This window comes from Neorhizobium sp. NCHU2750 (assembly GCF_003597675.1).
GTDB lineage: Bacteria > Pseudomonadota > Alphaproteobacteria > Rhizobiales > Rhizobiaceae > Neorhizobium.
Window position 1 is genome coordinate 1862545 of record NZ_CP030827.1, and the last position, 17202, is coordinate 1879746.

The window sequence follows — 17202 nt, forward strand, 5'->3', positions numbered from 1 at the left end:
GAACAATCTCGGCTCAACCTTAATTTACTCACCCAATGTGGATGCGCGTGAAGGAGGCACTTGATGAGCGCGAATGCAGAGAGGATCGAGCAGATTGCAGGCGGGGACGGAGAACTGAAGCGCGTCATGGGGCCGGGGCTCCTACTGCTCTTCATCGTCGGTGATATCCTCGGAACCGGCATCTATGCCCTGACCGGCCAGGTGGCTTCGGAAGTCGGCGGTGTCGTGTGGCTACCATTCCTGATCGCCTTCATCGTCGCATTGCTGACCGCCTGCAGCTATCTCGAGCTGGTCACCAAATATCCGCAGGCTGCGGGTGCGGCACTTTATACCCACAAGGCCTTCGGCATCCATTTCGTCACGTTTCTCGTCGCATTTGCCGTGATGTCTTCCGGGATCACTTCGGCATCGACGGCTTCGCGCGCCTTCGCTGCCAATTTCTCCACGTCGCTCGGGCTCGATCTCGGCGCCTGGGGCGTGCCGCTGATCGCCGTCGGCTTCATTGCCCTCGTCGCCGCGATCAATTTTCGTGGTGTCGGCGAGAGCGTCAGGCTGAACGTGCTGCTGACGGTCGTCGAACTGACCGGCCTGCTGATCATCATCGGCATAGGCATGTGGGCCATCTTCGGCGGTCAGGGTGATGTATCCCGTGCCTGGACCTTTGCGACCCCAGAAGGAACCGGTACCTTCTGGCCCGTCGTTGCAGCGACCACGCTGGCATTCTTCGCCATGGTCGGCTTCGAGGATTCGGTCAACATGGCGGAAGAATGCAAAGAGCCGAGCCGCATCTTTCCCAAAGTGCTGCTTGGGGGCCTAGCACTCACCGGCCTCATCTACATTCTCGTTGCCATCTCGGCGATCACGCTTGTCCCGGCAAGCGAACTGGGCGAAGGCGAGACTCCTCTCCTCAAGGTCATCCAGACGGGAGCCCCGAATTTTCCGATCGGCATATTTGCGGTCATCACCATGTTCGCCGTCGCCAATTCGGCGCTGATCAACATGATGATGGCAAGCCGCCTCATATACGGGATGAGCCGACAGGGTGTGCTGCCGGAAGTTCTCGGCAGGGTACACTCGGGTCGGCGCACCCCCTATGTGGCGATCGTCTTCACCTCGCTGCTTGCCGTCGCGCTGATCGTCTTTGCCGGCGGCGTAAAGGCGCTCGGCGGTACGACCGCCCTGCTGCTTCTCTGCGTCTTTGCCGTCGTCAATGTCGCGGTATTGGTTTTGAGGAAAGACAAGGTCGCTCACAGGCATTTTCGCACGCCGACCATCCTGCCGATCCTCGGCGCAGTCACCTGCACCTTCCTCGCCGGTCCGTGGACCGGACGGGACCCGGTTCAATATGCGATCGCCGGCGCCCTGATCGTGCTGGGAACAGTGCTCTGGTTCGCCACGGTCCAGATCATGCGAACGGCAAACCAGGCTGCCTGACCGGTCTCTATCTGGCCCGGACGGACAGACGCCCTTCCACCGAGACGCCGGCTGCGACTGCGCCATAGTCGCGCATCCGGTATTGGCCGCCCTCGACGGGGTGGCTGTGGGTGGTGGTGATCACCATGACTTCGGCGCCCGCCGCCTGCCCTGCGGCAATGCCGGCCGGCACGTCCTCGAACACCAGCACGTCTTTGGGATCGACGCCAAGCCGCTCGGCGCCCAGTCGATACCCCTGTGGGTCTGGCTTGCCCACCGTCACGTCCTCTGCTGAGACGATGAATTTCGGGATCGGAATTCCGGCGGCTGCCAGTCTTGCCTTGGCAAGTTCGAGCGGCGAGGATGTGACAATCGTCCAGCGCCCGTCAGGCAGGCTCCTCAGAAACTCGGCTGCCCCCTTCAATGGCACGACACCTTCAAGATCGTCGATTTCGCCACGCAGCACCTTTTCCGCTTCCACCTGCGGGTCGACGCCCGGAAGGTTGAGATCGGTAATCGTGTCTATGCCGCGCCGCCCATGCATGATGCGCAGAAAACCCTCCACCTCCAGCCCCATGCTCTCAGCCCACCGGCCCCACACACGTTCGGCTGCTGCCGTCGAACTGAGGATCGTCCCGTCCATGTCGAACAGGAAGGCAGCGTAATCGCGTGAGGGCAGGACGGTCGTTGTGGAAGCGGCGGAAGACATGTCGGCCAAGGGAAGTTCCTCTCGCAAACGAGTGGGGATCGGTAAGGCCCCATGAGTAACCCGTCGGCACAACCGGCGCAAACCTCGGGATGCATTTTTCGCAAAGCAGGTTAAGTTCGCCATGGGATGAGAACAATGAGGAGGAAACGTTGGCATACCCGTCTGCAGCATATCCGGATCTCAAGGGCCGCGGCATATTGGTAACCGGCGGCGGCTCCGGCATCGGCGCAAGCCTCGTCGAAGGCTTTGCCCGCCAGGGCGCCCGCGTCGCCTTCATCGATATTGCCGAAGCGCCGAGCCTGGCACTCGTTGAAAGCCTGACCGGTAAGACCGATCATGCGCCGCTCTTTGTCCGCGCCGATCTCTCCGATGTCTCCGCGACACAGGCGGCAGTGCTCAAGGTGGCGGAAGCGCTCGGCACGCTCTCCGTCGTCGTCAACAATGCGGGATGGGATGACCGACGCGAGATCGAGGATATCACCGAGGACTACTGGGACAAAAGCCAGGCGATCAACCTGAAGCAGATGTTCTTCACCGCACAGGCGGCAATCCCCTTCATCAGGGCGGCAGGCGGTGGTTCGATCGTCAATTTCTCGTCCATCTCCTACCTGCTCAACATGGGCAGCCTGCCCTCCTATACGACCGCCAAGGCCGGCATTGTCGGCCTGACCAAGAGCCTCGCCGGAAAGCTCGGTCCAGGCAACATCCGCGTCAACGCCGTGCTGCCGGGCATGATCGTCACGGAGCGGCAGAAGCGCCTCTGGCTGACCGATGACGGGATTGCTGCCATGATCGACCGGCAGTGCCTCAAGCGCAGCCTCGACAGCACGGATCTCGTCGGGCCGTGCCTGTTCCTCGCATCCGATTCGTCCTCCGCCATCACCGCCCAGACCCTCATCGTCGACGGTGGCGCACTCTGAACATGAAAAAGCCGCGCGGGCATCGCGTGCCCGCGCGGCTGAAGGCCAAACCGGAACTGGTGATTACGGCCGACCCGTGCGCCTATTCTGCTGGAGAAAGAGCAGGCGCAGTCTCGCTATTGTGTGCCTCGGGGGCCGGATGCTCACTTCCATGCTGGCGCAGCGGCCGGTTGCCGGTCAGCAGCCTTGCCAGGATGTAGAAGACGGGCGTCATGAAGATGCCGAAGAAGGTCACCCCGATCATGCCGGAGAACACTGCGACGCCCATGGCGGCACGCATCTCGGCACCCGCGCCGGTGGAGACGACCAGCGGCACGACGCCCATGATGAACGCCATCGACGTCATCAGGATCGGCCGCAGGCGCAACCGGCTGGCCTCGACAGCCGCCTGTAGCGGCTTGCGTCCGGCAAATTCCAGTTCGCGGGCGAATTCGACGATCAGGATCGCGTTCTTCGCCGATAGACCGACCAGCACCACCAACCCGATCTGGGTGAAGATGTTGTTGTCGCCTCCCGTCAACCAGACCCCGGTCAGGGCCGCGAGCACGCCCATCGGCACGATCATGATAATGGCAAGCGGCAGCGTCAGGCTTTCATACTGCGCAGCCAGCACCAGGTAGACGAGCAGCAGCGCGAGCGGGAAGACGATGAAGCTCGAATTGCCGGCAAGGATCTGCTGGTAGGTCAGGTCCGTCCATTCGAAGTCGATACCAGATGGCAGCGTCTCCTTGAGGATCTTGGTGATTGCAGCCTCCGCCTGGCCGGACGAAAAGCCCGGTGCCGGAGCCCCGTTGATATCGGCGGCGAGGAAGCCGTTGTAACGGGTAGTCCTTTCGGGACCGGCCGAGGCGTCGACCTTGAGCAGCGCCGACAGCGGGATCATCTCGCCGGATTGCGAACGAACCTTCAGCTGGCCGATATCCTCGGCCTTGGCGCGATATTGCGCATCCGCCTGAACCCTCACACTGTAGGTGCGGCCGAAAGCGTTGAAGTCGTTGACGTAATACGAACCGAGATAGATCTGCAGCGTCTGGAATACATCCGTTACCGACACGCCGAGCTGTTCTGCACGGGCACGGTCGAGATCGGCATAAAGCTGCGGCACGTTGATCTGGAAGCTCGAGAAGATACCCGTCAGTTCCGGCGTCTGTGCCGCCTTGGCAAGGACCGCCTTGGTCGCCTGGTCAAGAGCCTCGTAGCCGTAGCCGGCGCGGTCCTCGATCTGCAGCTTGAAGCCGCCCGTCGTACCGAGACCGTTGACCGGCGGCGGCGGGAACATGGCGATGAACGCGTCCTGGATGCCGGCGTACTTCTGGTTCAGCGCCATGGCGATGGCACCGCCCGAAAGATCCGGCGTCTTGCGCTTGTCGAAATCGTCAAGCACGGCAAACACGATGCCCGAGTTGGAGCCGACGGTGAAACCGTTGATCGACAGGCCGGGGAAGGCAATCGCGTGCTCGACGCCCGGCTGTTCCATGGCGATGTCGCTCATCCGCTTGATGACGTCTTCGGTCCGGTCGAGCGTTGCACCGTCAGGCAGCTGTGCAAAGCCGATCAGGTATTGCTTGTCCTGCGCCGGGACGAAGCCGCCCGGAACGGTATGGAACATGAAATAGGTCGAACCGACGAGCACCAGATAGAGCACCATGACGAAGCTCTTGCGTGACAGGAGGCCGCCCACCGTCCGGCCATAGCCGTTCGCTGCCGCACCGAAAGCACGGTTGAAGCGGCGGAAGAACCAGCCGAGCGCCTTGTCCATGCCGCGCGTCAGCCAGTCCTTCGGCGCATGGTGATCCTTGAGCAGAAGAGCGGCCAGCGCCGGAGACAGCGTCAGCGAGTTGATCGCCGAGATGACCGTCGAGATGGCGATCGTCAGTGCGAACTGGCGGTAGAACTGGCCCGACAGGCCGGTGATGAAGGCCAGCGGCACGAAGACGGCCACAAGCACCAGCGCGATCGCCACGATCGGGCCGGACACTTCGCGCATCGCCCTATATGTCGCCTCACGGGGACTTAGCCCGTTCTCGATATTGCGCTCGACGTTTTCGACGACGACGATCGCGTCGTCGACCACGATACCGATCGCCAGCACCAGACCGAACAGCGTCAGCGCGTTGATCGAGAAGCCGAAGGCATACATGACGGCGAACGTGCCGATGACCGAGACGGGAACCGCGATCAGCGGAATGATCGAGGCACGCCATGTCTGCAGAAACAGGATGACGACGAGGACCACGAGCGCGATTGCTTCGAGCAGCGTGTCGAGAACCTTCTCGATCGAGGAGCGCACGAACTTCGTCGTGTCGTAGACGATCTGGTACTTCACGCCTTCCGGCATCGCCTTCTGCAACTCGTCCATGGTTTCATGGACCTCATTGGAGATTTCGATCGCATTCGAGCCCGGAGCCTGCAGCACGGGGATAGCGACTGCCGGCTTGCCGTCGAGCAGCGAGCGGAGCGTGTAATCGGCAGCACCGAGTTCGATGCGGGCAACGTCCTTCAGCCGGGTAATTTCACCATTCGCACCGGTCTTGACGATGATGTTGCCGAACTGCTCCGGCGTCGTCAGACGTCCCTGGGCGTTGACATTGAGCTGCAGATCGACGCCGGGCACGGTCGGCGAGGCACCGATGATGCCGGCCGCGGCCTGCACGTTCTGCCCGTTGATCGCATTGGTAATGTCGGTCGCGGCCAGCGAAAGCGCTGCGGCTTTCTGCGGATCGACCCACACGCGCATCGAATAGTCGCCGGCGCCGAAGATCTGCACCTGGCCGACACCTTCGATACGGGCAAGCCGGTCCTTGATGTTCAGCGTCGCGTAATTGCGCAGATAGGTCAGGTCGTAGCGGTCGCTATCGGACACCAGATTGACGACCATGATGAAGTCCGGCGAGCTCTTGACCGTGGTGATGCCGAGCGCGCGCACTTCCGTCGGCAACCGCGGCTCGGCCTGGCTGACGCGGTTCTGCACCAGCTGCTGCGCCTTGTCCGGATCGGTGCCGAGCTTGAAGGTCACGGTCAGCGTCAGCACGCCGTCCGAGGTCGCCTGGCTGTTCATGTAGAGCATGTCCTCGACGCCGTTGATCTGCTCTTCGAGCGGCGTTGCGACGGTTTCGGCGATGACCTTCGGATTGGCGCCCGGATACGTTGCCTTCACCACCACGGAGGGCGGCACGACGTTCGGATATTCCGAGATCGGCAGTGACCGCAGTCCCAGCAGGCCTGAGACCACGATAAGCACGGACAGGACCGCCGCAAACACCGGCCGGTCGATAAAAAAGCGAGATATGTTCATCTCTTGAGCCCTCTCCTGAGCGACTTTTTAGGCGAACAGAGCCCTTGCGCCCGCAGCGTCCCGCCACGGGCGACCAAAGGGTCCATAGTGTTGAAAGACCGCCTGAACGGTCCGGTTCGTTAGTTTGAAGCGACCTTGGCTTCGTCCTTCGGATCGACCGTTGCGCCGGGGCGCACACGCTGCAATCCGTTGACGATGACGCGGTCACCGGCATTCAGGCCCTTCTCGACGATCCGCATGCCATCGACGGCATCGCCGAGTACCACCGGCCGATAGGCCACGGTGTTCTTTCCATCGACCACCAGCACGAATTTCTTGTCCTGGTCGTTACCGAGCGCCTTCTCGCTGACGAGCATGCGTTCGCTCGGCTGCGGCTCGCCCATGCGGATGCGCACGAACTGGCCCGGAATCAGCCTGCCCTCGGGATTGTCGAACACCGCCCTCACCCGGATCGTGCCGGTGCCGGCATTCACCTGGTTGTCGATCAGCTGCAGATGGCCCTTCATCGGCTCAGCACCCGGTGCAAGCGTCGAGATTTCCACCGGAACATGATCGATGGCCGGCTGGCCATCGACGACCGGCAGTTCGGCGAGCGTGCGGGTCACCAGCTCTTCGTTGGCATCGAAGCTCGCATAGATCGGGTTGATGGAAACCAGGTTCGTCAGCGGATCGGACGACGAGCCGCCGGCAACCAGATTGCCAACCGTCACCTCGATCTTGCCGACCCGGCCGTCGATCGGGGCGCGGATTTCGGTATAGCCAAGATTGAGCTGAGCGACCTTGAGGCTTGCCTGGGCAGACTGAAGCGTTGCGGCAGCATCGCGCTGGCTGCTTTCACGCTGCGCCAGATCGCTCTGCGAAATCGTGTTGCGGGCAAGCAGCGTCTTGCCGCGCTCGAGTTCGCCATTGGCATAGTCGAGCTTGGCCTGCGCCGAGGCGACCTGCCCCTGCGCTTCGGCAAGCGCCGCCTTGAAGGGTTCCGGGTCGATCGTCACCAGAAGATCGCCGGCCTTCACCAGTCCGCCTTCGCGGAAATGCACCGACTGCACGGCGCCAGCCACGCGCGGACGCACGTCGACGCGGTCGACGGCCTCCAGGCGGCCGGAGAAGTCCTGCCAGGTGCCGACCCGGCGTGGCTCCACCGTCGCAACGGTGACCGGCACGGCCGGTGACGCCGCGGCAACCGCCTCGGACGCCGCATTGGCACCGCGAGGCATGTCGAGATAGAAGGCTGCGCCTGCAAAGAGCGCAGAAGTCGTCAGGCCGGCGCCCAACAGGGCCCAGCGGGTTGTCTTCGCTGTCATTGTGAACTCCTTCAGCCCTGGGAGAGGCTGTTATCGATTCCTGGAACTTTCAGAAAATGCAGGCCTTTACGACGCCACCTGGCGGATAAAGGCCGAGAACTCGAGGCAGAGACTGGCAAGCCAGACACCGCCGATACCGTGATACAATCCCGTCCAGCCGCTGCCGGCGGGCAGAATACGTTTGGTGACCTTCACTCCGGATCCGGCCAGCTTGTCGGCATAGCCGAGCGATTCATCGCGCAGCGGATCGTCTTCCGATGTCATCACCAGTGCCGGCGCCACCCCCGACAATCTCGAACAGAGACAAGGCGCCGCGTATGGGTGCTGCAGCGTGCAGGCCGAGCCGAGATAGTGGCTCCATCCATCCGACCAGCGCTCGCGCATGCCGATCTCGTCCGCGCCCCGGATCGATGCAGAGGTCATCATCGGATCGATCATCGGCGACAGGAGAACCTGCCCGGCAAGCCTGCCCGGCATCTGGTCCCTTGCCTTGAGCGCCGCCCCTGCAGCCACATTGCCACCGGCTTCATCGCCGGCGATCAGCAGAGGCGACTTGCCCTTGCCGTGCCGGTTGAGCTTGTCGTTGAGCCCGTGGAGGGCAAGGAATGCGCATTCCATCGCCTTCGGGAAGACATTGCCCGAAACACTGCCGTAATCCGCCTCGACCACGACCGCACCCGCATCCTCGAGCGCGCCGATCACCGGGCTTGGGGCCGCATCCGGCGTCGGCTGCTGGAATGCATCACCTTTCAGGTACAACACGATCGGCGGCTTGCCGCCCTGCACATTGCCCTTATGGATACGCACGGGAACGGAGGCCTTCCAGGGCCCGTCGATTTCCAGTGTTTCCCATTGCGGTGACATGACGTTTTCTACCTTTTGGCCACAGCTCTTGCGGCGATTTCGTATTCAGATATTATTGTTCCGAAAGAAAAGCGCAATCCGCCGAGATCGGCAACACTTTTCCAAAATCACGGATAATCGCATCGAGAGGAACCGGCCATGGATCAGCTATCGGCAATGCGCGTTTTCGTCAGGGTGGTCGAAACCGGCAATTTCACCCGTGCGGCCGCCACACTCGATATTCCGAAGACCACGGTGACGAACATGGTTCAGGCGCTTGAGGCGCACCTGAAGACCACTCTGCTCAACCGCACGACGCGGCGCGTCATGGTCACCAATGATGGCGCTCTCTACTACGAGCGCGCCACCCAGATCCTCGCCGACATCAACGAACTCGACGGCAGCCTGTCCAACTCGCAGACCCAGCCGAGCGGACGTGTTCGCCTGGAAATGGCGGGCGCCTTCGCCGACCTGATTGTCATTCCCTACCTATGCGACTTCCATGACCGCTATCCGCTGATCAAGCTCGACATCGGCGTCGGCGACCGGCTGGTCGACTATATCGCCGAAAACGTCGACTGCGCCCTGCGCGGCGGCACGCCGACGGACCAGTCGCTGATTGTGCGGAAGGTCGGTGAAATCGGCATGCAGGCATATGCCGCACCGCTCTATCTGGAGAAGATGGGAGACCCGAGCCATCCCGCAGACCTGAACGAAGGGCATCGCTGCGTCGGCTATCTTCAGGCACCATCAGGTCGCATCATGCAGATGAACTTTCGCCGTGGCGAGGAACAGGTCGACATCGATCCGAACTACATCGTCTCGGTCAACGATGCCCGCTCCTATCTCGATGCAGCCATAGCCGGCGTCGGTATTGCCCAGGTTCCACGCTTCATGGCGCAGAAACCGCTCCAGGAGGGCCGTCTCGTGCCCGTTTTGAGCGACTGGGTCTGCGAGTCCTTCCCGCTCTACATCGTCTATCCCCAGACCCGCCACCTGAGCAACAAGGTGCGCGTCGTCGTGGACTGGCTCGCCAAGCGGGTCCAGGACCTGAAAGTGGAGGAAAACCGCCAGATGATGCGTGAGGCGAGCTGAGCGGCCACCACGCGACCCTTGTCACCGTAAAGTCTGCAGCCTCAGCCGTATGGCGAAGTGCAGGCCTTGCGCGGACCGCCGTCGAATGGCTGGTAGCTGTTGTCTTCGGGCCGGTACGAGCGGTAGCGCTCGTGGCACCATTGTTCATGTGCATCCGGAGCAGAAGCGCCCGCGTCGGCCGACTGCTGCTGTTCCACGCTCTGCGAGCCGGGAGAGGTGGCGGCGATGCTGGCAGCCGGTTCGCGACTTTCCGCATGGAAAGCCTTATTGGCGTCCGTGCCTGCGATCCGCTGAACCGCCGGCTGTAGCGCCACGGTCTTCTCCTGATCACCACCTGCGTCAGGCGCATTCTCGCGATCCGGCGCCCGTGCTGCCACCTGCACGTCCCCATCGGTTGCCGGAACATCCGCGACGACCGGCAGGCCCGCTATACGCTGATAGGTCTCCTTCGCCGGATCGACAACGACAGGGGCCGAGGTCCACAGGTCGGGAGTGTCCAGGTGAGCAAAATGATGGGGAGCAGGGTCCGCGATGAATTGCGGCACCGCAGCCAGCCCGGACAGGACAATCGTGACGACACTGGCCAAGAGAACAATCTGGGGGAGGATAGCACGCACGCTGGTGACACCGGCTGGATTCGAATTGCCACGAAAATGCGCGGAACATCCGAAAAGTTCCGCTCTCGCGAAAATAATCTCGCCGCCTAAACTACTGTCATATCTGTGGTTTAAGAAGAGATGGTGGGTGATGTAGGGCTCGAACCTACGACCCGCTGATTAAGAGTCAGCTGCTCTACCAACTGAGCTAATCACCCGAAACCGACTGCATCAGTGGCCTGCGCCGTCGGTGTGAGTGGGCGTATAAAGGGCTTCTTTTGGCTTGTCTAGCGGCCAGAATGATTTTCTTTGTGCAACTGCTCAAAAAAAATCGATAGAACGGCTAAACCCCTTATTTTTCAGGCTTTTCCGTGAGTTCATTTTTTTAGAAGTGGAGAACGCCCTCTGCCATCTTCACCGCCTGCCCGCCGATCCGGGCCTTGGCGATCTCGCCGCCCTTGGAATCGATATGCAGGTGGATGAAGGACGGGCGGCCGATTTCCAACCCTTGCTCGACGATCATCGGATGATGCCCGTCAGGCAGCGCATCGAATTGCTGCACCGCTCCCGCAAGAGCAGCGACCGCGGCTCCTGTCGCCGGATCCTCCCAGATCCGCATGTCGGGAGAAAACATCCGCGCATGAAACTTTGCCTGATGGTGGACGCCACCGCGACAATAGACATAGGCCGAGGCCAAGGTTCCGTCGACGAAGGGTGCCACCCGCTCCCAAAGCGTCGATTCGAATTCAAGATTTTGCACGGTCGCAAGGTTCCTGAGCGGGATCAGCACGAAGGGAACGGCTGCCGTCCAGACGGACAGAACGTGGTTCTCGAAGGCCATGTCGGTAGACTTGACCGTCAGCGCATCGGCAATCCCCTGCCGGTCCAGCGGCATGTCAATCCTTGCAGGACGCTTCGGCAATTCGAATTCCGCAAAAGAGGCCTCGCCCTTGCGCATGCGGATGGCGCAGCGCACCGGCCCGACCGTCTCTTCCAGCACCGCCATCAGATCGAGGTCCGTCTCGCCCGGAGGGTGGTCCCGTTCCGCCAGTGCAATCGCCGAGCCGACTGTCGGGTGGCCGGCAAACGGCAATTCCTTCGCCGGCGTGAAGATGCGCAGCCTTGCGGCATGCCCGCTGCCCTCGGGCGGAAGAATGAATGCCGTCTCCGACAGGTTCATTTCCCGCGCGATCGCCTGCATCGCTTCATCGGACAGCCCATCCGTATCGAAGATCACGGCAAGCGGGTTGCCGGAAAGTCTCTGACCGGTGAATACATCGTAGATGGCATAGCGTCTTGCCACGTCACTCCCTCCCAAAGAATGTGGGGGCACCCTGCCTTACCATGCGACCATGTGCAAGACTGGCGGCTCAGCGCCGCGGCAGGCCGAAATGCCAGTCGAGGATCGGATACATCAAAGGATTATAGTGGTGTGCCCGGCGATCGGCCGAGCGGATAACGACCGCGCCGTCGATTTCCTGCTCCTCGTCGTGAGGCATATGCGCCTCGATGCGCGCCACGAGATCCGAAGATGTCACCGCAAAGTGATAGAAGCGGAAAACCACCACACGATTGTTCGCGTGGCTGGCGTAAAAATGCGGTTCGGTGCTTGCCTCGTCAAGGTCGAGCCCGGTCTCCTCCGCCACTTCGCGGCGCATGTTGGCCGCAAGATCGAGCCTGCCATCGACAATGTCGCTCAGGTCGAGGGACCCCGCAGCGCAATAGACCTGGCCGGGATTGGCGGTCCGCTCGCTCATCCGGATCGCCACGATCGCATTGTCCGACGACACGATGACCGCGAAGCCGAAAAGATGCAGCGCGCCTGCCGGATCCGCCTGCTTGCGCCACCAGAGCAGCGCCGAATAGGGAATGACATGCGCCACCCCACGGACCACGCCCTTGTCGAATGCCAGATGCCGCTGCAGCACCATCTGGCCGTTGAAAAGATGCGGGTTGGCTTTCGCCTCCTCGACCCAATTGGCCTCGATCTCGTCCCCGTGCGCGGCGTGAAGCGGATGCGGCCCCTCGACGACGCGAAGATCGAAGCCATCAACCTGGACCGGATTTTTCGGCGGCGGCCACACGCCCTCAAGGGTTAGCACGTCCTCCAGCCTCATCGTCATGGCAGATCGAGCTCCACCACAACTGGGCAATGGTCGGATGCCTTCGGCCGGTCCCAGCCGATGCGGGGAAAGAGTTCCACCTCCTGCCCCGGCGGAAACACGGTGCGAAACGGCTGGCCGTTGCGGATGATGTCCGGCACGGCTGACGGATTGGCGCGGCCAAGCGTCGGAGACAGCCAGATATAGTCGAGCTGGCACAGATGCTGCTCCTCTGGCCCGCGGGCGTGGTAGAGCGTCCAGCGATCCATCTCGTCGCGGCGCCTCACGACATTTTCCGCAAATCCGTCATGGCTGAACACGTCGAGCGCGCTCGCCTCCTCGCGCACCGGCTCGAACCTGTAGCCGCTGCGACGGGTGCCGATCACCTTCACCCGTTCCTGGTAGTCGTTCATGTCACCGCAAATGGCGAAGCTGGCACTGTCGACATTCTCCGGCCCGAACTGCCGCTCGATGATATGGCGCACCGCCTTCGCCTCGGCGACCCGGATCGCCATCGTGCCGGTCCGCCCGTCCCTGTTGTCGCGTACATTGCCCATCGACTTGAAATGCACGACGTAAAGAAGGAACGGTTTCCCGCCGATCTTCAGTTCCAGTTCCAGGCAGTCGCGCTTGAAGATCTTGTCGGACGGCTTGTTGGTCAGCGCCAGTTCGTCGTTGAACAGATCGAGATCCTGATAGGTCAGCATCGCATGGCTGCGCACGTCGACGACCTCGATCCGCTCGCCGGTCAAGGTCCGCTCGCGCATCAGCACCGCCACGTCTATGCCGCGCCCGTCATTGCCCTGCACCAGAAATTTCTGCAGGTAGCCGTTGCCGACCATGCGATAGAGATAGCCGTATTCGAAGGCCTGCAGCGCCGGCATGTTGTCGACCTCCTGCAGGCAGAGGATATCGGCATCCGCCTCGGCAATCGCCAGCGCCGAAAGCTGCCGCGTGTCGTCGGTCTCGGCGATCTGCCTTGCCTGTTCGAGTTGTTCGTATTCCTGCCGGCTGCCGACCTCGAAGAGGCGGATCACCCTGTCCTGCCGCAACTGATTGCGCCATCCGGAAAAATCGAAGCGCGTCATCAGGTTTTCGATGTTGAACGTGCCGAGCCGCAGAGACATGCATGATTCCCGATTGCAGCCGACAGCTTATCAGCTGAAACGCGTCTGGCTACCGTCAGAGCCTCCAGGCCGAGCGGATCACGACAGAGACATCGTCGCCCACATTCACCGGATGGCGGCTATAGGCACGCAGGACCTGTTCGTCGCCGAGCGTGAGCTTCAAGGCGTAGCGCTCACCCTCGAAGAGGACGGAAGTGACCTTCGCTGCCATGCCCTCCCCGGCAATTTCCACATCTTGGGGCCGCACGAGAATGTCGGCATCGCCGCCGCCCTGGGTCAGCAGTTGCTGCAGCATCTGCCAGTCCATCGACCGGTGTGCCGCAGACGCAGCCGGCCAGGAGAGAATGGCACCCTGCCCCACCAGCCCGCCGACCAGCCGTCCCTCCGGTCGCGCATAGATCTCCTGCGGGCTTGCCACCTGCAATAGCCGGCCTTCCGACATCACCGCCACGTCGGTGGCGAGCGCCATCGCCTCCGCCTGGTCGTGGGTCACATAGATCATCGTCGCGCCGGACCGCGCATGAAATTCACGGAATGTCTCTTCCATCTCCTGGCGCAGATGCCGGTCGAGATTGGCGAGCGGCTCGTCGAGCAGCACCACATCCGGCTCGGTGACGAGGCAGCGCGCCAGCGCCACACGCTGTCGCTGGCCACCGGAAAGATCTGCCGGCCGGCGGTCGGCATAGGGTTCAAGCCGCACCGCAGACAATGCTGCCATCACCTTGCGCCGCTTCGTCTCGCCGGTCACGCCGCGAACCTTGAGCGGATAACCGACATTGTCGGCGACGCTCATATGCGGCCAGAGCGCATAGGACTGGAAAACCATCGCCATGTTGCGATCTTCCGGCGCCACCATATGGCCGTCGCCGGCAAGAATTCTCTCGCCAAGCGTGATACGTCCGCCGCTCGGCTGTTCAAAGCCGGCGATCATCCGCAGCACCGTCGTCTTGCCGCATCCGGAAGGGCCGAGCAAGGCCAGGAACCCGCCCTCCCTGACCGCAAGCGAGACGTCGTTGACGGCCGCGCGGCCGGTCCCTTCGAAACTCTTGGAAATCTGGTTGAGGATCAACTGCGCCACGGGACCACACCTTTGGGCAGCCTGTTCGCCAGCAGTTCCAGAACCAGCATCATCACGATTACCATGATGACGACAAGAACCGAAAGTGCGGCGGCGAGATTGAAGCTGCCACTGTCATCGAGATTGTAGATTGCCACGCCGAGCGTCTGTGTCCCGGCCGACCAGAGAAGGGCGGAGACGGTCAGTTCGTTACAGGCGATCAGGAAAACGAGAATGACCGAGGCACCGGCAGCAGGACCGACGAGCGGCACGGTGATGTCGATCATCCGACGGGCAAACCCCGCCCCGGAAAGCCTTGCAGCCTCCTCCAGCGATGGATCGATCTGCCGGAAGGCGCTCACCACCGGCTTGAGGCCGACGGCGAAGAAATGCGAGAAATAAGCGATCAGGATGATCCAGATCGTGCCGTAGATCGAGAAGCCGAGAACCGGGATCGGAGCCGCGAAGACGAGGATGAAGGCGACCGCCGTCACCACGCCCGGCAGCGCATAGGGGATTTCGGCGACGGCCGCGATCAGCGGCACCAGCCGGCTTTTGCTGCGCACCAGGAAATAGCCGACGAGAACCGAAATCACCAGCAGTCCGATCGCCGTTGCCAGCGACAAGCCGATCGAATTGGTGAAGGCCACCCGCGTGATCGACTGACGGAAGAGGATTTCGTCATAGGCATGGAAGGTCACGGTCTTCGGCGTCAGAGGCACGCCATAGGCGGGTGCCAGCGAACTTGCGACCAGCGCCATGAGCGGCATGGCCAGAATGACGAAAAGCGTCACCCAGAGCAGGATTTCAGCAAGCCAGCGCCAGCCCTTGAGCGTGAAGACGGCCACCTGCCCCGACAGGCCGATGACCCGGTAGTCGCGTCCCAGCAGCACCCGCTCCTCCACCGCAAGGCCGATCACCGCCATCAGCGCGATCAAGCCGGAGAGAAGCGAGACATCGGCGAATGTGCCCGGCCCGAAAGCGGCAAATTTCGCGTAGATCAGCGTCGGCAGCGTGTAGATCGAGGCGGGAATGCCGAGAATGGCGGGAATGCCGAAATTGCCGACACCCGAGACGAAGGCGATTGCCGCCCCGGCGGCGAGCCCCGGCAGCGACAGCGGCAGGATGATATCGATCAGCACCCGCCAGGAAGAGGCGCCCGAAAGCCGTGCGGCCTCCACGGCATCTCTCGGCAATGCCAGAAGCCCGGCCCTCAGTGCCAGATAGACGAGCGGCGCATGCTGCACGCCATAGAGAAGCGCGATGCCGCCGACCGAATAGAGCGGCTGCGGGCTGCCGAGCGGCGGCGCAAGTCCAACCGCCTTCAGGAGCGTGCTGGAAGGACCGGTCATGCCGATCCAGGCCAGCGCCGTCACCTGCGGCGGTATCATCGTCGGCAGCATGAAGAGGAAACCCAGCAACGTCTTGCCGCGCAGGTCGAACAGCGTCAGAAGCAGCGCAAAGCCGCCGCCGAGCACGATCGCCGCCAGCATGCCGAAGAACGACGTCGTCAGCGTGTAATAGACCGACTGCCAGAGCGCCGGATCGGTGATGATATCACGCGCACCGCCCTTGAAGGCGGACGCGATGCCGGTCGCGGCCAGCCGCCCGAGCGGCAGCAGGCTGAGCATGAAGATGACGATGAGGACAAAAGGAAACAGCCAGCGCGGCTGGCTGTTTCCACCATTGACGATGCGCGACATAAGAGACGTGTATCAGCCCTTGCCGCCGAAGATCGAGGTGAATGTCTTCACATCGGCCTCGGAATTCTTCAGCGCGGACGCCGGGTCGATCGGCAGAACCTTGATCGTGTCGCGGGCCGGGAAACCGGCCGGAACCGGCATGCCGTTGCGGGCTGGGATATAGCCGAGCTTCAAGAACCCTTCCTGGCCCTTTTCCGACAGGACGTAGTCGATGAACCTCTTGGCGGCTTCGGCATGCTTGGTGCCGGCAATGATCGCGACCGGCTCGGTCACGGCCGATACGCCTTCCTTCGGGAAGACGAACTCGACGGGTGCGCCCTTGGCCTTTTCGCGGATCGGCATGTAGTCGACGACGACGCCATAGGCCTTTTCGCCGGTGGCGACCGACTTCAGCACGCCGCCATTGCCGCCGGCAGCGATTGCGCCATTGTCCTTGAGCTTCTTGTAGTAGTCCCAGCCGAGGCCCGGCACGGCAGCAAGCGTCTGCGCGTGGATGAGAGCCGCACCCGAGGCCACCGGGCTCGGCATGGTGACGAGGCCCTTGGCTTCCGGCTTGGTGAGATCTTCCCAGCTGGTCGGCTTCATGGCCGCCTGGGTATTGTACATGATGCCGGTGGTGATCAGCTTCGTCGAATAATAGTAGCCGTCGGCATCATAGAATGCCTTGTCGTAATTGGCGGCTTCCGGCGACTTGTAGGCCATCAGCTGCTTGGCTTCCTTCATCCGCTCCAGCGTCACCGTGTCGGCGATCAAGAGAACATCGGCAACCGGGTTTCCGGCCTGCAGTTCCGCATTCAGCTTCGCCATGATCTGTGGAGTTCCGTCGCGAACCCACTGCACGTCGAGGCCGGGATTGGCGGCCTTGAAACCATCGACGGTCTGCTGCGCGTCTTCGTTCGGCTGGCTGGTATAGAGAACCAGATCGGCAGCCGAAGCGGTGCCGGCGAGACCGAGCGCAACAAGCGCCGTAAAGGTGGACAGAAGCTTTGTCATCGAGGTCATCCTGTTTAAGATGACGCCGCTAAGAACACAGATCAA

At 62.2% G+C, this 17202-nt stretch carries 14 protein-coding genes and 1 tRNA gene; 3 read left to right on the forward strand and 12 right to left on the reverse strand.

The window, feature by feature from the left end:
- The first annotated feature begins 63 nt into the window (after window positions 1–63).
- On the forward strand, window positions 64–1434 hold the full coding sequence (locus NCHU2750_RS09150; RefSeq protein ID WP_119940153.1) for an APC family permease: 1371 nt from the start codon (window positions 64–66) through the stop codon (window positions 1432–1434).
- A gap of 7 nt (window positions 1435–1441) precedes the next feature.
- Here NCHU2750_RS09150 and NCHU2750_RS09155 read toward each other — a convergent pair whose 3' ends face one another.
- Window positions 1442–2122: an HAD-IA family hydrolase gene (locus NCHU2750_RS09155; RefSeq protein WP_119943146.1), complete on the reverse strand. Its 681-nt coding sequence runs from the start codon at window positions 2120–2122 to the stop codon at window positions 1442–1444.
- A 149-nt stretch (window positions 2123–2271) separates the two neighbouring features.
- Here NCHU2750_RS09155 and NCHU2750_RS09160 point away from each other — a divergent pair, with 149 nt between their 5' ends.
- Complete coding sequence (locus NCHU2750_RS09160) at window positions 2272–3042, forward strand: SDR family NAD(P)-dependent oxidoreductase (protein WP_245480371.1); 771 nt, start codon at window positions 2272–2274, stop codon at window positions 3040–3042.
- Between the two features lie 82 nt (window positions 3043–3124).
- Here NCHU2750_RS09160 and NCHU2750_RS09165 read toward each other — a convergent pair whose 3' ends face one another.
- From NCHU2750_RS09165 to NCHU2750_RS09175, 3 genes are all read right to left on the reverse strand, one after another.
- Window positions 3125–6337, reverse strand: coding sequence for an efflux RND transporter permease subunit (locus NCHU2750_RS09165; protein WP_119940155.1), 3213 nt, complete (start codon window positions 6335–6337; stop codon window positions 3125–3127).
- Window positions 6338–6456: 119 nt separating this feature from the next.
- Window positions 6457–7641 carry an efflux RND transporter periplasmic adaptor subunit gene (locus NCHU2750_RS09170; protein WP_119940156.1) on the reverse strand — a complete coding sequence of 395 codons (1185 nt, stop codon included), beginning with the start codon at window positions 7639–7641 and terminating at the stop codon, window positions 6457–6459.
- A gap of 66 nt (window positions 7642–7707) precedes the next feature.
- The gene (locus tag NCHU2750_RS09175; protein ID WP_119940157.1) at window positions 7708–8505 is read right to left on the reverse strand and encodes an alpha/beta hydrolase fold domain-containing protein; all 798 of its coding nucleotides are present in this window, start codon (window positions 8503–8505) and stop codon (window positions 7708–7710) included.
- A gap of 138 nt (window positions 8506–8643) precedes the next feature.
- Here NCHU2750_RS09175 and NCHU2750_RS09180 point away from each other — a divergent pair, with 138 nt between their 5' ends.
- Complete coding sequence (locus NCHU2750_RS09180) at window positions 8644–9579, forward strand: LysR family transcriptional regulator (protein ID WP_119940158.1); 936 nt, start codon at window positions 8644–8646, stop codon at window positions 9577–9579.
- A 41-nt stretch (window positions 9580–9620) separates the two neighbouring features.
- Here NCHU2750_RS09180 and NCHU2750_RS09185 read toward each other — a convergent pair whose 3' ends face one another.
- The 8 genes from NCHU2750_RS09185 to NCHU2750_RS09220 form a co-directional block, all read right to left on the reverse strand.
- A complete protein-coding gene (locus NCHU2750_RS09185) occupies window positions 9621–10166 on the reverse strand; it encodes a BA14K family protein (RefSeq protein WP_162939562.1) in 546 nt (181 codons plus the stop codon).
- A gap of 151 nt (window positions 10167–10317) precedes the next feature.
- Window positions 10318–10393, reverse strand: a tRNA-Lys gene (locus NCHU2750_RS09190).
- A gap of 167 nt (window positions 10394–10560) precedes the next feature.
- Window positions 10561–11478, reverse strand: coding sequence for a PhzF family phenazine biosynthesis protein (locus NCHU2750_RS09195; protein WP_119940160.1), 918 nt, complete (start codon window positions 11476–11478; stop codon window positions 10561–10563).
- A gap of 67 nt (window positions 11479–11545) precedes the next feature.
- Window positions 11546–12298 carry an NUDIX hydrolase gene (locus tag NCHU2750_RS09200; protein ID WP_245480372.1) on the reverse strand — a complete coding sequence of 251 codons (753 nt, stop codon included), beginning with the start codon at window positions 12296–12298 and terminating at the stop codon, window positions 11546–11548.
- Window positions 12295–13404: an endonuclease/exonuclease/phosphatase family protein gene (locus NCHU2750_RS09205; RefSeq protein ID WP_119940161.1), complete on the reverse strand. Its 1110-nt coding sequence runs from the start codon at window positions 13402–13404 to the stop codon at window positions 12295–12297. Before NCHU2750_RS09205 ends, NCHU2750_RS09200 begins: the two co-directional genes overlap by 4 nt.
- 55 nt (window positions 13405–13459) lie before the next feature.
- Window positions 13460–14482 (reverse strand): ABC transporter ATP-binding protein, encoded by a 1023-nt coding sequence (locus NCHU2750_RS09210; RefSeq protein WP_119940162.1) that lies wholly within the window; start codon window positions 14480–14482, stop codon window positions 13460–13462.
- A complete protein-coding gene (locus NCHU2750_RS09215; RefSeq protein WP_119940163.1) occupies window positions 14470–16164 on the reverse strand; it encodes an ABC transporter permease in 1695 nt (564 codons plus the stop codon). Before NCHU2750_RS09215 ends, NCHU2750_RS09210 begins: the two co-directional genes overlap by 13 nt.
- 12 nt (window positions 16165–16176) lie before the next feature.
- The gene (locus NCHU2750_RS09220) at window positions 16177–17157 is read right to left on the reverse strand and encodes an ABC transporter substrate-binding protein (RefSeq protein WP_119940164.1); all 981 of its coding nucleotides are present in this window, start codon (window positions 17155–17157) and stop codon (window positions 16177–16179) included.
- Window positions 17158–17202: the final 45 nt, after the last annotated feature.

Coding starts and splice junctions, on each gene's coding strand:
- NCHU2750_RS09150 (WP_119940153.1), top strand. CDS start 64: ATGAGCGCGAATGCAGAGAGGATCGAGCAGATTGCAGGCGGGGACGGA.
- NCHU2750_RS09155 (WP_119943146.1), bottom strand. CDS start 2,122: ATGTCTTCCGCCGCTTCCACAACGACCGTCCTGCCCTCACGCGATTAC.
- NCHU2750_RS09165 (WP_119940155.1), bottom strand. CDS start 6,337: ATGAACATATCTCGCTTTTTTATCGACCGGCCGGTGTTTGCGGCGGTC.
- NCHU2750_RS09170 (WP_119940156.1), bottom strand. CDS start 7,641: ATGACAGCGAAGACAACCCGCTGGGCCCTGTTGGGCGCCGGCCTGACG.
- NCHU2750_RS09175 (WP_119940157.1), bottom strand. CDS start 8,505: ATGTCACCGCAATGGGAAACACTGGAAATCGACGGGCCCTGGAAGGCC.
- NCHU2750_RS09180 (WP_119940158.1), top strand. CDS start 8,644: ATGGATCAGCTATCGGCAATGCGCGTTTTCGTCAGGGTGGTCGAAACC.
- NCHU2750_RS09200 (WP_245480372.1), bottom strand. CDS start 12,298: ATGACGATGAGGCTGGAGGACGTGCTAACCCTTGAGGGCGTGTGGCCG.
- NCHU2750_RS09205 (WP_119940161.1), bottom strand. CDS start 13,404: ATGTCTCTGCGGCTCGGCACGTTCAACATCGAAAACCTGATGACGCGC.
- NCHU2750_RS09215 (WP_119940163.1), bottom strand. CDS start 16,164: ATGTCGCGCATCGTCAATGGTGGAAACAGCCAGCCGCGCTGGCTGTTT.
- NCHU2750_RS09220 (WP_119940164.1), bottom strand. CDS start 17,157: ATGACAAAGCTTCTGTCCACCTTTACGGCGCTTGTTGCGCTCGGTCTC.